This is a genomic window from Bradyrhizobium sp. USDA 3311, assembly GCF_054062495.1.
In genome coordinates this window covers 8,788,211-8,801,548 of record NZ_JBSSFI010000001.1, presented here as the reverse complement: position 1 = coordinate 8,801,548, position 13,338 = coordinate 8,788,211, and the positions used below count along the sequence as shown (strand labels likewise).

Here is a 13,338-nt window from a genome sequence, read left to right as displayed (position 1 = left end):
ATGAGCAAGCGGTGTGCCAGCGCGGCAGCGTCTCAGACCTGCGATAAAACGCTGGTTTGCGGCGGCAATAGCCGATATCCCGGGGCGAATTTGCCAGCCGTCGTCTCATTGTCGCGAGACGGCGTCTTGCCGGTGAGACGAGGACGAGAACCGAGATGAGCGAACCCGCCTATGTCGCGGTGGACTGGGGCACCAGCAGCTTCCGCCTGTGGCTGGTCGATCGGGCCGGCCAGGTCCTGGCCGAACGCCGCAGTGGCGAGGGCATGCTGGCCGCGGCCAAGACCGGATTTGCCGGTGTGCTGCAATCGCATCTTTCCGCCGTCGAAGCACCGGATCATCTGCCCGTTCTCGTCTGCGGTATGGCCGGCGCCAAAACCGGCTGGGTCGAGGCCGGCTATGTCGACACGCCGGCACCGCTCACCTCCATCCTGAAGCAGGCCGTGCGGGTGCCGGGTGAGGCGCGCGACATCCGCATCCTGCCCGGCATCGCGCAGCGCGACGCAGGCGCGCCGGACGTGATGCGCGGCGAGGAGACGCAGTTGCTCGGCGCGCTCGGCCTTAAGGCCGCCGGCGAAGCGCTGGTCTGCATGCCCGGCACGCATTCGAAATGGGTGCGGGTGAAGGACGGCACGGTCGAGCATTTCTCCACCTTCATGACCGGCGAGCTGTTCAGTGTGATCTCGCGCGAGACGATTCTGTCACTCGCGGTCGCAGGCGCCGATGACGCCGAGGATGTTGCAAGCTTCAAGGCGGCGGTGAAAGCCGCGTTCGAGGCGCCGGCGTTCGCCGCCAACCTGCTCTTCGGTGCGCGGTCGCGGCAGTTGCTGTTCGGCGGCACGCCGGCCGCCGCGCGCGAGACGCTGTCGGGCACGTTGATCGGCACCGAGCTGGCGGCGGGTCTCTCTGGCAATGTGCCCAAAGCCGGCATCACGTTGGTTGCGTCAGGGCGGCTGGCGACGCTGTATCAGCTGGCTTTCGATGCGGTGTCGGTGACGCCGCGGCCGATCGATGCGGATGAAGCCGTTCGCCACGGCCTGTCGATGGCGGCGGCGGCGATCTGGACGAGTTAAGAAGGATTTCCTGAGATGAGTGTTCCATTTCCGTCGATGAAGCGTCCGTTGGTCGCGATCCTGCGCGGCGTCAAGCCGGAGGAGGCCGAGTCCATCGTCAGTGTGCTGATCGAGGCCGGCATGACCGCGATCGAAATTCCGCTGAATTCGCCCGATCCGTTCCGCTCCATCACCACCGCCGTGAAGCTCGCGCCGGCCGGCGTGCTGATCGGCGCCGGCACCGTGCTAGCCACCGCAGATGTCGATCGTCTCAATGATGTCGGCGGCAAGCTGATGGTCTCGCCGAATGTGGATACGCAGGTGCTCGCGCGTGCGCATCAGTACGCCATGGTGACGTTGCCGGGCGTGTTCTCGCCGACCGAGGCGCTGCTTGCCGCGCGCTCTGGCGCATCGGGCCTGAAATTCTTTCCGGCGAGCGTGCTCGGCGCATCCGGTATCGCCGCGATTCGCGCGGTGCTGCCGGCCGGCGTGATGATCGCTGCCGTCGGCGGTGTCTCCGACCAGAATTTTGCGGAGTATATCAAGGGCGGCGTCACCGCATTCGGGCTTGGCTCCAGCCTCTACAAGCCCGGCATGTCGGCGGCCGATGTCGCAGCGCGCGCAAAGCAGACGATCGCGGCCTACGATCGGGCGATTGTGAAAGACTGAAGCTGCAATAAACCAGCCGTGATCCCGTCACGGCCGCGCTTTATCCTATCTTGCTGAATCAGCGAGATCAGGAGACCGACATGGCGATCAACAACGTGGCCGATCTGTTCGTGGCAACGCTCGAACAGGCCGGCGTCAAGCGGATCTACGGCATCGTCGGCGACAGCCTGAATGCCTTTACCGAGGCGCTGCGGCGTCGCGGCACCATCGAATGGATCCACGTCCGGCATGAGGAGGTTGCGGCGTTCGCAGCCGCCGGCGAAGCCGAGATGACCGGAAGCCTTGCGGTCTGCGCAGGTTCCTGCGGTCCGGGCAATCTGCATCTGATCAACGGCCTGTTCGACGCGCATCGCAGCCGCGTCCCCGTGCTGGCGATCGCGGCGCAGATTCCGTCGGCCGAAATCGGCGGCGGCTACTTTCAGGAAACCCATCCCCAAAACCTGTTCCGGGAATGCAGCCATTATTGCGAGCTGGTCTCGGATGCGAGCCAGCTGCCTTTCGTGATCGAGAACGCCATTCGCGCGGCCGTGGGCCTGCGCGGCGTCGCCGTCATCGCCATGCCCGGCGACGTCGCGTTCCGCGATCCGCCGAGGCGCGCGCTGTCGACGGCGCGGGGGCTCGCGCTGTCGGCGCCGAAAGTCGTGCCTGAGGCCGATGAGCTGAAGGCGCTCGCGGACCTCCTAAACGGCGCCGAGCGCATCACCCTGTTCTGCGGCCGTGGCTGCGCCGGCGCGCATGCGCCGTTGATGCAGCTTGCGGAGGCCTTGAAGAGCCCGATCGTGCATGCGCTCGGCGGCAAGGAGCACGTCGAATACGAAAATCCCTACGATGTCGGCATGACCGGGTTCATCGGCTTCTCCTCGGGCTATGCCGCCATGCACGCCTGCGACGCGCTGGTGATGTTCGGCACCGATTTCCCCTACAAGCAGTTCTTCCCGACCGGTTGCCAGATCGCGCAGATCGACATCCGCCCGGAAAATCTCGGCCGACGCTGCAAGATCGACCTCGGCCTCATCGGCGACGTCAAGCTGACCATCGAGGCGCTGCTGCCGCTGCTGAAGACCAAGACCCAGCGCAAGCATCTCGACGATGCCGTCGCGCATTACAAGAAGGCGCGCGAGGGGCTGGACTCGCTCGCCAGGGGCACCCCCGGCAGCAAGCCGATCCATCCGCAATATCTCGCCAAGGTCGTCAGCGACCATGCGTCCGAGGATGCCGTGTTCACCGCCGATGTCGGCACACCCACGGTGTGGGCGGCGCGCTATCTCGAGATGAACGGTCGCCGCCGGCTGATCGGCTCCTTCGTGCACGGCTCGATGGCCAATGCGATGCCGCAGGCGATCGGGGCGCAGGCCTCGCAGCCCGGCCGCCAGGTGATCTCGCTGTCGGGCGACGGGGGCTTCACGATGCTGATGGGCGATCTGATCACGCTGACGCAGATGAAGCTGCCGGTGAAGGTCGTCGTCTTCAACAACGGCGTGCTCGGCTTCGTTGCGCTGGAGATGAAGGCCGCCGGCTTCGTCGACACCAATGTCGACCTGCAAAACCCTGATTTCGCGGCGATGGCGCGCGCGATGGGCATTTTTGCCAAACGCGTCGAGGACCCCGGCGAGCTTCCGGGCGCGGTGAAGGAGATGCTGGCCTACAACGGGCCCGCGCTGCTCGACGTCGTCACCGCCAAGCAGGAGCTGTCGATGCCGCCGACCATCACGACCGAGCAGATCAAGGGTTTCAGCCTCTGGGTCTTGCGCGCGGTGATCAACGGCCGCGGCGACGAGGTGCTCGATCTTGCGAAGACGAATCTGCTGCCGCGTTAGCTGCGCTTCGCCGACGGCACATGCAACCGCTCGTGGCGGCGCTGGAAGCGCTGCCAGTGCAGTACGCTGCCGATCAGCAGGGCCGGCACGAAGCCGAGCACGATCAGGAAATGCGGCAGCTCCTTCGGCGAGATGAAGGCGATGGCGATGTCCGAGATCAGCCACAGCGCTGCGAACATCACCGCGAAATCCGTGCGCGGGCAGCGCAGATAGTAGAACACGGCGGTGATGACCACGGCAGGCCCGATCGCGATGGCGATCAGCACCGCGGTCAGCTCCTTCGGCGTCACCGCGTCGAGCACCATCGACGCCAGCAGCCACATGGCGGCGAACATGGCGATGATGTCGATCGGATGCCGCAACCCAATACCTCTCACGGGGAACGCGCTATCGTTGTGGTTCCAGGCCCCCGCCGTCAAGTAAAATAGGCCTATTCCTCGTCGTTTCCAGGCGTCGGCCGCAGCATGAAATGGCCGAAGGCGGTGGCGATCGGCTTGTCCGCATCGTCCTGCCAGGCGCGCGCCTCGAAGGCGACGATGCGCCGGCCCTGCTTGACGATCGAGACATTGGCAAAGCTGTCGAGCGCGCGGCCGGAGCGCAAGTAGTTGATGGTCAGCCCGATCGGCTTGGGCGGCGCGGCGGCGCCGAGCTCGCGCGCCACCCCGATGATCGCCGTGGTCTCGAGGAAGGCGCCGGTCATGCCGCCATGGATCGCGGGCAGGATCGGATTGCCGATGATCTTCGGCGAGAACGGCATCGTCAGCGTGCCGTCGTCGTTGACGCGGATGCCGAGGCAGCGCGCGAACGGGCTGCGGGCGAACGGGCCATCCGGATCCTCCGGCGCCTCCAGGGTCGGGATGCTGCGCGAATCCATCCTGGCGTCGGCGAGCATGTTGGTGCGGTTGGCGCCGATCATGAAGCAGGCCGTTGCGGTTGCGACCGGATCGTCCTCGGACTCCTGATACGCGGTGGAGCGCACGAAGGCGATCGAGCGCGTGGTGCGGTAGCAGACCGAATGCGCCTTGATGTCGAGGCCCGGCGTCGCCGGCTTCTGATAGTCGATACGCAGGTCGAGGGTTGCGATCGCGCGCGTGCCGTCGAGCGCGAGCTGCACGGCCATGCCGCAGCTCTCGTCCAGCATCGCGGTGACGACGCCGCCATGCAGCACCCCGGTCTCGGTGTCGCCGACGAAGACGGGACGGTAGGGCAGGCTGGACCAGGCCTCGGCGGGTGCGAAGCGGTCGAGCTGCAGCCCGCTGATATGGCCGTAGTCGGAGCGGCGGCCCTTGATGGCCTCGGCCAGTTCCTCGAACGGGAGCGTGGCAGGTAGGCCGGACGTCGATGAGCTGGACATGGCGATGTTCTAGACCAGTGCCGGGCGCCGCGCAAAACCCCGAATACGGGTCGCACGGCAGGCCTGCGGGCGGTTGGGCCTCGACAGGGCGGTCCGAAGCGCCGATGGTGAGCGCTTCGTTCGTTCGACTAGCCGCAAGGAGCGCTTATGGCCGACCCCGAAACACCCGGCACCAATCAGGGGCCCGTCACCATTTCGAGCTCGAGCTCCGAGCGGGCGCCGATCATCTATTTCGACGGCGCGTCCTGCTTCGGCCATCACAACGGCGCGATCCAGGTCGAGCTCGCCGCGAACCTCTTGATGCCGGTCGGAGCCGCGGTCAGGGTCGAAGTGGTCCAGACCGCGCACCTGCGTTGCAGCGTGGCCGCCGCGCTGGCCTTGCGCGAAGCGCTCGACAAGGCGCTCGCGATGTACAAGCAGGGGCAGCAGCAGCCGACGGAGGAGATCCCGGCGATGAAGAATTGAGGCGGCAGCGCGATCGCATGTCATTGCGACCGCAGCTCCTCAGCTCACATGCACCTTCGGCTTTCTGCCGCCGTTCCACTTGCCGTCGAGCGCGCGCTCGATCTGGGCGGCGAGTTGCAGCAGCAGGCCGTCATTGGCCTGCTTGGCGATCGCCTGGATGCCGAGCGGCAGGTCGTGGTCCTGGGTTGCCATCGGCATCGAGATCGCCGGCATGCCGCAGAGATTGGCGAGCGGGGTGAAGGCGAAAAAGCGCCAGAGGTTGCCGAACCAGTCGAGCACGTCAGGATTGTCGGAGATGGTGAGATATTCCCTGGTGCCGACTTTCGGCGTCGGCAGCGCCGTGATCGGCGTCAGGATCACGTCCCACTGCTCGAAGAACGCGCCGAAACCGCGTGACGTCGTGTTGAACACGCCTTGCATCTTCGCCCGCTCGGCGAAGCTGGTGTGCCGGCCGGCTTCCCAGATCCTGATGTTCATCGGCTCGATGAGATCTTCCGGCGGCTTGTCCAGCCCGCGCGCGGCCAGCATGTTCGAGATCACCACCGCAAAATTCGAGATGTAGCACATCGTCTGCGCCTCGAATGCCGCACGGAAGTCGAGCTCGGGCAGTGCGTAGTCGACATGGTGCCCGAGGCCTTCGAGGAAGCGGCCGGTCTTCTCCAGCTCGGCCGCGATCTCCGGCGTCGCGGTGTAATCGCCCCACGTGTGCGACAGCGCGATGCGGAGCTTGCCCGGATCGCGCTTGATCATCTCGGAATAGGGCTGCGCCGTGGTCCAGAACGGCATGAACTCGCCGGGCGCAGGCCCGCGCGCGTGATCGACGAAGGCGGCGGTGTCGCGCACCGAGCGCGACTGGCAGCCCTGGATCGAGACGAGCCCGGTGAGGTCGGACATGTGCGGGGCCAGCGAGAACACGCCGCGCGAGACCTTCAGCCCGATATTACCGTTGACGCCGGCGGGAATGCGGATCGAGCCGCCGCCGTCGGTCGCATGCGCGATCGGCACCACGCCGGCGGCAACCATCGCCGCGCTGCCCGCGGACGAGCCGCAGGTGGTGTAGTCGGTGTTCCAGGGATTGCGCGTGACGTAGACGGCCGGATTGTCGGCCGAGCTGCAGACGCCGAATTCCGGTGTCGTGGTGCGCCCGATCAGGTTCAGTCCGGCCTGGCGGAATTTGCCGGTCAGGAAGGTGTCGGCGCTCGCGCGATTGCCGCGCATCAGCAGCGAACCCATCTCCTGGAGCCGGCCCTTCATGGTCGGCCCGAGATCCTTCATCAGGAAGGGCAGGCCGGCGAACGGGCCGGCGAGGTTGGCGCCGTCCTTGGCCGGATCGGCGATCACGTCCTCGAACAGCTCGACCACGCCCGACAGCGCCGGATTGACCTTGGCGACGGCAGCGGCGGCCTGGCGGGCCAATTCCTTCGGCGTCAGCTCGCCCTTGCGGACGCGCGCCGCCAGCCCCACGCCATCGTGCTGCGCCCACTCGTTCCAGCTCATCGGCAAAGTCATGAAATTCAAATCCTCTAGATGCGGCGGTCCTTCCTTTCGCATGGACCCTGCGTGAATCAACTGAGCCGGCGCGAAGGGCAGGGTTGCATGGGGCGGAGAGGTCGCACGACCTTAGGAGGCCGGCCGTCTCAATCCGATAGTCGCGCGATCACCGCAACCGGCCCGCCGCCCGCCGGGCCCTGATGTTCGGCGCCGCCGGACACGTAGACTGCGCCGGTGCCGGCAAGGCCCGCGATCAGGCCGCCGACCGCGGCGCGGGCGTGGCGCGTCGAGCTGATGTCGGTGTCCTCCAGCATGGTGTGGCGAAAGCCGCGCACGCTGCCATCGGGCGAGGCCTCCGCCTTGGCGAAGATGTTGACGAGCTCGCGCCCGGCTTCCGCTTGCGGCGCGACGCCAAGCCCGACGCACTTCAGCGCCGACGTCACGGCGGCGGCGTCGATCGCATCGTTCATCACGGCGTGGCCGATCTCGAACTCGCTGGCCGATGCCGCCGAATTTCCGAGCACGATGACGACGTTGTGCATCAGCTCGATTCCGGCCGAAGTGGATGCGACCTTCGAGAACAGATCGTAGCGGCGCAGCACGTCCCCGTCGCTGATGTCCGAGCCGGTCTCGCCGAGCGCGACCGCAACGCCGAGCGCGGAGGCGCCGCGCGAATAGGCCATCGAACCGTAGGCGCTGGTCGTCGCCGTCTTGTTGCCGCGTGCGCTTGCGGCCGCGACGCGATCGCTGGTGAGCAGCGGGCACTTGATCTGCACGAAATGGACGTCGGCGGGGTCGGTGATCCCGGCGTCCGCCATCGCGGCCTTCACGGCCGCGGCCGTCTCCGCGATCTGCGCGGCGCGTCCGAGTTCCTCCGGCAGGAAGTCCCGCGTGTGCGCCATGCCGATGCTCAGGCGCTTGCCCGACAAGCCCGCCGGCCGCCGCTCGACCTCGCGCCGCGTGAACACCGTGATGTGCGGGCTGAGCACGCCCTCGGTGCCGCCGGACATCACGAAGGCGATGCGCTGCTCGACCCCCTCGGGGGACAAGCCGAGCTGTGGCGCCAGAGCCGTGCACAGCGCGGCGACGGCATATTCCCGGGTAAAGTCGTTGACACCGCCATTGCCCTCGGTCTTGCCGAGAACGGCGAGGATCGATTTGGGATCGATCGCGCCGGAGCCGATCATGGCCATGAGGCCGGAGACGTCGCCGGGGCCCTTGGTGACGATCTTGAAGACGCCGACCGATGTCGTCCGCATTGCAGTCCTCGTGTGGAGTTCGGTGGTCCGGCGGTGCAAACAGCCGTGGAACGGAGGCGCCTGTCAATCCTCGTCGTCGTCCTGGCTTTCGCCAGGACGACAAGAGGATAGAGTCTTCATACCAACCGCGCCCGCCGCATCCCCACGATTGTGGCGAGATCGCATCGGTTCAACAAAAAAATCGTCTGTCGACGGTTGCGCGCGGCACCTTGATGAATCAACCTGGGTTGGTCCATAAGCGGCGTCCCGCGACCGGATTTCGGTTTGCGTCGCGTGCTTGGAGAGAGGGATTCTCGCGTGGCAAATATCAACCAGAAAATTGCGCAGGAGCTTGGGGTTCGGGCCGAGCAGGTCGAGGCAGCGGTGACGCTGCTCGACGGCGGCGCCACGGTTCCCTTCATCGCCCGCTACCGCAAGGAAGCGACCGGTGCGCTCGACGACGCGCAATTGCGCACCCTGGAGGAGCGCCTGGGCTACCTGCGCGAGCTCGAAGACCGCCGCAAGGCCATCCTCGAATCGATCCGCGAGCAGGGCAAGCTCGATGCCGCCCTCGAAGCCACGATCATGGCCGCCGACAGCAAGGCGCGCTTGGAAGACATCTATCTGCCGTTCAAGCCGAAGCGCCGCACCAAGGCTGAGATCGCCAAGGAAGCCGGCCTCGAGCCGTTCGCTAATCAGCTGATGGCGGAGCCCGGCAACGATCCCAAGGTCGTGGCGGAAAGCTTCGTCAACGCCGAGAAGGGCGTGGCTGACGCCGCCGCCGCACTCGACGGCGCCCGCGCCATCCTGGTCGAGCGGTTTGACGAAGACGCCGATCTGATCGGCGCGCTGCGCGAGGAGATGTGGACCAATGCGCGCATGGCCTCCAAGGTGCGCGATGGCAAGAAGACCGAGGGCGAAAAGTTCGCCGACTACTTTGAATTCTCCGAGCCGCTGACCAGGCTGCCGTCGCACCGCATCCTGGCGATGTTCCGCGGCGAGAAGGAAGAAATCCTCGACCTGCAGATTCAGGCCGAAGCCGAGGCGCCGCCGCCGGGCGTGCCCAGCGCCTACGAATTGAAGATCATGAAGCGGTTCGGCATCGCTGACCTCAAGCGCGCCGGCGACCGCTGGCTGATCGACACGGTGCGCTGGGCCTGGCGCACCAAGATCCAGGTGCATCTCAACATCGACCTGCGCATGCGGCTGTGGAACGCGGCCGAGACCGAGGCCGTGCGCGTATTCGCGTCCAATTTGCGCGACCTGCTGCTGGCCGCGCCCGCCGGCACCCGCGTCACCATGGGGCTCGATCCCGGCTACCGCACCGGCGTCAAGGTCGCCGTCACCGACGCGACCGGCAAGGTCGTCGATACCGCCGTGATCTATCCGCACGAGCCGCAGCGGCAGTGGAACGAGTCGCTCGCAATCCTCGGCAAGCTTGCCCTGAAGCACCGTGTCGAGCTGATCGCGATCGGCAACGGCACGGCCTCGCGCGAGACCGACAAGCTCGCAGGCGATCTCGTCAAGGGCCTGGCCGAGCTGAAGATGAACAAGATCGTGGTGTCGGAAGCCGGCGCGTCGGTCTATTCGGCCTCGGCCTTCGCCTCGGAGGAACTGCCCGGTCTCGACGTCACCCTGCGCGGCGCGGTCTCGATCGCGCGGCGCCTCCAGGATCCGCTTGCCGAGCTCGTCAAGATCGAGCCGAAGGCGATCGGCGTCGGCCAGTATCAGCACGACCTCGGCCAGGCCAAGCTCGCCAAGTCGCTCGATGCCGTGGTCGAAGATTGCGTGAACGCCGTCGGCGTCGACGTCAACACCGCCTCGGCGCCGCTGCTCGCCCGCGTGTCGGGCGTGGGCTCGGGCCTTGCGCAGAGCATCGTGGCGCATCGTGACGCCAACGGCCCGTTCAAGTCGCGCAAGGCGCTCAAGGACGTGCCGCGGCTCGGACCGAAGGCGTTCGAGCAGTGCGCGGGCTTTTTGCGTATTCTCGGCGGTGAGGATCCGCTCGATGCCTCCGGTGTGCATCCGGAAGCCTATCCGGTGGTGCGCCGGATTCTCGCGGCCACCAAGAGCGACATCAAGGCGCTGATCGGCAGCAGCGAGATCGTGCGCACGCTGAAGCCGAAGGATTTCGTCGACGAGACCTTCGGTCTGCCGACCGTCACCGACATCCTGCGCGAGCTCGAAAAGCCCGGCCGCGACCCCCGTCCGGCGTTCAAGGCCGCCGTGTTCAAGGAGGGTGTCGAGGAGATCAAGCACCTCCAGAAGGGCATGATCCTCGAGGGTACCGTGACCAACGTCGCCGCCTTCGGCGCTTTCGTCGACATCGGCGTCCACCAGGACGGCCTCGTGCACATCTCGGCGATGTCGAAGACCTTCATCAAGGACCCGCGCGAGGTGGTGAAGCCCGGCGACATCGTCAAGGTGAAGGTGCTGGACTTCGAGGTCGCCCGCAAGCGCATCTCGCTGACGCTGCGGCTCGACGACGAGGTCGGCGCCAAGAAGGACGCCCCCGGCATGCAGCGCGACAATGGCTCGCGCAATGCGGCCCGCATGACCTCGTCGGCGCCGCGCAAGCAGGAATCCTCCGGCGGCGGCGCCCTCGCCGAAGCCCTGCGCCGCGCCGCCGAGAAGAGCGGCGGCAAGCGCGTGTGATCTCCAACCTCTCCCCGTAAGAACGGGGCGAGGGAGCGAGAGAGTTGGGCCTCCCTAACACCGGCGTCAGAATCTGGCGCATTTGTAAGTTGAAGGTGAGGGCGCATTCTCCTCATCTGATCCCCTGGAGCGGCGCGACCGTCGCCGCGACAAGGAGGATATTCAGATGCACAGCAGGCTTCTCACCGGCATCGTCGCGGCGGCCATGGCTGCGACGTTTGCGGTCGCTTCGCCCGTTCTCGCCCGAGGTGGAGGTGGGGGCGGCGGCCATGGTGGTGGTTTCGGCGGCGGAGGACACGGCGGCTTCGGCGGCGGAGGACATGGCGGCTTTGGCGGCGGTGGACATTTCGGCGGCGGCATGCACGCCGGTGGCTTCGGCGGGATGCATGTCGGCGGCATGGGCGGTGCTCGTTTCGGTGGCGCCCACTTCGCCGGCTCGCCGATGACCGCCCACGCTGCGATCGGGCCGCGCTTTGCCGGTGCGCCGCTCGCGACCCGCGCCGCCTTCGGGCCGCGTTTCGCCGGCACGGGCTGGCACGGCAGGCCCTTCATCGGCCGCCATGCTTTCTTCTTCCGCCATCATCGCTTCCACCGGTTCGCCTTCGTTGGCGCGCCCTTCTACTACGCCAATTACTACGACGACGGTTGCTGGCGCAGGAGCTGGACGCCCTATGGGTGGCAATGGGTCAATGTGTGCGGAGACTATTGGTAGTCGCATCGCCGTACCGCACCATTGTCGCGATCGCCATCGGGCGGTTCCGCTCAGCCCCGGAACGGGATAGTCTGGTGGCGATCGTCGCGCGGAGTTTTGCATGACCGGAGGTCACCGCCGCATCCTGGTCGTCGAGGACGATCCGGAAACCGCAGGCCAGCTCGTCGAAGAGTTGACGACCTCTGGCTATGAGGTCGATCTCGCCGCCACGGGGCGCGAAGCCCTGAGCCACGGCGCCGCCCGCGACTATGCCGTGATCACCATCGACCGCATGCTGCCCGACATCGACGGCATCACCGTGATGCGCCAATTGCGCGACGACGGGATCGCGGCGCCCTTCCTGATCATCTCCGCGCTCGGCGAGGTCGACGACCGCGTGCGCGGCCTGCGCGCCGGCGGGGACGACTATCTCGTCAAGCCGTTCTCCTTCGTCGAGCTGCTTGCGCGGCTCGAGGCCCTCGGCCGACGCAGCGAGACCATCGCCAAGGAGACGCTGCTGCGCGTCGGCGACCTCGCCATCGACCTGATCGCGCGCAACGCCAGCCGCCGCGGCCGCAAGATTCCGCTGCTGCCGCGCGAGTTTCAACTGCTCGAATATCTCGTCCGCAACGAGGGCCGCGTCGTCTCGCGTGCGATGCTGCTCCAGCATGTCTGGGACCTGCATTTCGATCCCTCGACCAACATCATCGACGTCTATGTCGGGCGCGTCCGCCGCAAGGTCGACGATGCCCAGGCCTATCCGCTGATCCACACCATCCGCGGCATCGGATATTGTCTCCGTGCTCCTGGCTAAGACGCTCCGCTCCTCGACCTTCCGTCTGGCGTTGATCGCGATCGCGGCATTCGGGCTGATCGTCGCGGCGATCATGGCCTACGTCTATTTCGGTACGCTCGCCTATGTGGAGAGCCGGCTCGGCTCCGCCGGCGATCACGACGGCTTCACCGGCACGATCGAACTCGCCATGGTCGCGGTCGCGGTGCTGCTCCTGGTGCTCGCCGGGCTCGCAGCCGTGCTGGTCACCCGGCGCACGGTGGGACGGATCGAGGAGATCAACGCCACCAGCCGTGCCATCATGCTGTCCGGTCTCGACCGCCGCATTCCCCTGCGCGGCAGCCACGACGAGTGGGACCGCGTCGCCGAAAACCTCAACCAGATGCTCGACCGCATCGAGACGTTGATGGGCGAGGTCAAGCAGGTCAGCGACAACGTCGCCCACGACCTGCGCACGCCGCTGACGCGCATGCGCGGCCGGCTCGAGAAGGCCTATCACACCCCGCGCAACAGCGAGGCGGATGCGGCGCTGATCGGCGACACCATCGCCGATCTCGATGCCGTGCTCGGCATGTTCGCCTCCATCACCCGGATCTCGGAGATCGAGACCCGCGCCCGCAGGAGCGCCTTTCGCGCGCTTGATCTCGCCGAGATCGCCGGCGAGGTCGTCGAGCTCTACGACGCCGCCGCCGAGCAGGTTGCGACGCGTCTCAGCCTCGGCGGCGACCGCGAGGTCGCGATCACGGGCGACCGCGACCTGCTGTTCGACGCCGTCGCCAATCTCGTCGACAACGCGATCAAGCACGGCCGCAAAGGCGGGCAGGTGACGGTGACCTGCCGCAGCGCCGATGGCGGCGCCATGATTACGATCGCCGACGACGGTCCGGGCATTCCCGCTGAGGCGCGCGATCACGTCTTCAAGCGGTTCTACCGGCTCGAACAGAGCCGCTACACGCCGGGCAACGGCCTCGGCCTCAGCCTCGTCGCCGCGGTTGCGCGCCTTCATGGTGCCGAGATTGCGCTGCATGACAATGCGCCGGGCCTGACGGTCCAGCTCCGGTTTCCGCTGCCTGCGCAGCCCGGCACCCAACTTGCATGATTGCACGCGTACCGAGT

General features: G+C 66.8%; 12 protein-coding genes. 8 read left to right on the top strand and 4 right to left on the bottom strand.

Features of this window, described 5'->3' with window-relative positions; all coding sequences use genetic code 11:
• The first annotated feature begins 155 nt into the window (after positions 1-155).
• From ACVWW6_RS41810 to poxB, 3 genes are all read left to right on the top strand, one after another.
• A complete protein-coding gene (locus ACVWW6_RS41810; protein WP_060910625.1) occupies positions 156-1,070 on the top strand; it encodes a 2-dehydro-3-deoxygalactonokinase in 915 nt (304 codons plus the stop codon).
• 15 nt (positions 1,071-1,085) lie between these two features.
• A complete protein-coding gene (locus tag ACVWW6_RS41805) occupies positions 1,086-1,718 on the top strand; it encodes a 2-dehydro-3-deoxy-6-phosphogalactonate aldolase (protein ID WP_161536279.1) in 633 nt (210 codons plus the stop codon).
• Between the two features lie 80 nt (positions 1,719-1,798).
• Positions 1,799-3,535, top strand: coding sequence for a ubiquinone-dependent pyruvate dehydrogenase (gene poxB / locus ACVWW6_RS41800; RefSeq protein WP_456682840.1), 1,737 nt, complete (start codon positions 1,799-1,801; stop codon positions 3,533-3,535).
• Here poxB and ACVWW6_RS41795 read toward each other — a convergent pair.
• On the bottom strand, positions 3,532-3,897 hold the full coding sequence (locus ACVWW6_RS41795) for a hypothetical protein (protein ID WP_028172912.1): 366 nt from the start codon (positions 3,895-3,897) through the stop codon (positions 3,532-3,534). The two genes, poxB and ACVWW6_RS41795, sit on opposite strands and share 4 nt — an antisense overlap.
• Before the next feature lie 68 nt (positions 3,898-3,965).
• Entirely contained in the window at positions 3,966-4,889 is a 924-nt protein-coding gene (locus tag ACVWW6_RS41790; protein WP_456682839.1) for a PaaI family thioesterase, read from the bottom strand.
• A 147-nt stretch (positions 4,890-5,036) separates the two neighbouring features.
• On the opposite strand from ACVWW6_RS41790, the gene ACVWW6_RS41785 reads away from it, so the two are divergent.
• Positions 5,037-5,354 (top strand): hypothetical protein, encoded by a 318-nt coding sequence (locus ACVWW6_RS41785; RefSeq protein WP_028172914.1) that lies wholly within the window; start codon positions 5,037-5,039, stop codon positions 5,352-5,354.
• 39 nt (positions 5,355-5,393) lie between these two features.
• Here ACVWW6_RS41785 and ACVWW6_RS41780 read toward each other — a convergent pair whose 3' ends face one another.
• Both ACVWW6_RS41780 and atzD read right to left on the bottom strand, forming a co-directional pair.
• Positions 5,394-6,863 carry an amidase gene (locus ACVWW6_RS41780; protein ID WP_038965463.1) on the bottom strand — a complete coding sequence of 490 codons (1,470 nt, stop codon included), beginning with the start codon at positions 6,861-6,863 and terminating at the stop codon, positions 5,394-5,396.
• 128 nt (positions 6,864-6,991) lie between these two features.
• Entirely contained in the window at positions 6,992-8,104 is a 1,113-nt protein-coding gene (gene atzD / locus ACVWW6_RS41775) for a cyanuric acid amidohydrolase (protein ID WP_456682838.1), read from the bottom strand.
• Positions 8,105-8,401: 297 nt separating this feature from the next.
• On the opposite strand from atzD, the gene ACVWW6_RS41770 reads away from it, so the two are divergent.
• The 4 genes from ACVWW6_RS41770 (at position 8,402) to ACVWW6_RS41755 (ending at position 13,321) form a co-directional block, all read left to right on the top strand.
• Positions 8,402-10,738 (top strand): Tex family protein, encoded by a 2,337-nt coding sequence (locus ACVWW6_RS41770; protein WP_456682837.1) that lies wholly within the window; start codon positions 8,402-8,404, stop codon positions 10,736-10,738.
• Between the two features lie 166 nt (positions 10,739-10,904).
• Positions 10,905-11,450 carry a hypothetical protein gene (locus tag ACVWW6_RS41765; RefSeq protein WP_456682836.1) on the top strand — a complete coding sequence of 182 codons (546 nt, stop codon included), beginning with the start codon at positions 10,905-10,907 and terminating at the stop codon, positions 11,448-11,450.
• A gap of 100 nt (positions 11,451-11,550) precedes the next feature.
• On the top strand, positions 11,551-12,243 hold the full coding sequence (locus tag ACVWW6_RS41760; protein WP_011090013.1) for a response regulator transcription factor: 693 nt from the start codon (positions 11,551-11,553) through the stop codon (positions 12,241-12,243).
• Positions 12,230-13,321, top strand: a complete 1,092-nt coding sequence (locus ACVWW6_RS41755) for a sensor histidine kinase (RefSeq protein ID WP_456682835.1) — start codon at positions 12,230-12,232, stop codon at positions 13,319-13,321. Before ACVWW6_RS41760 ends, ACVWW6_RS41755 begins: the two co-directional genes overlap by 14 nt.
• Positions 13,322-13,338: the final 17 nt, after the last annotated feature.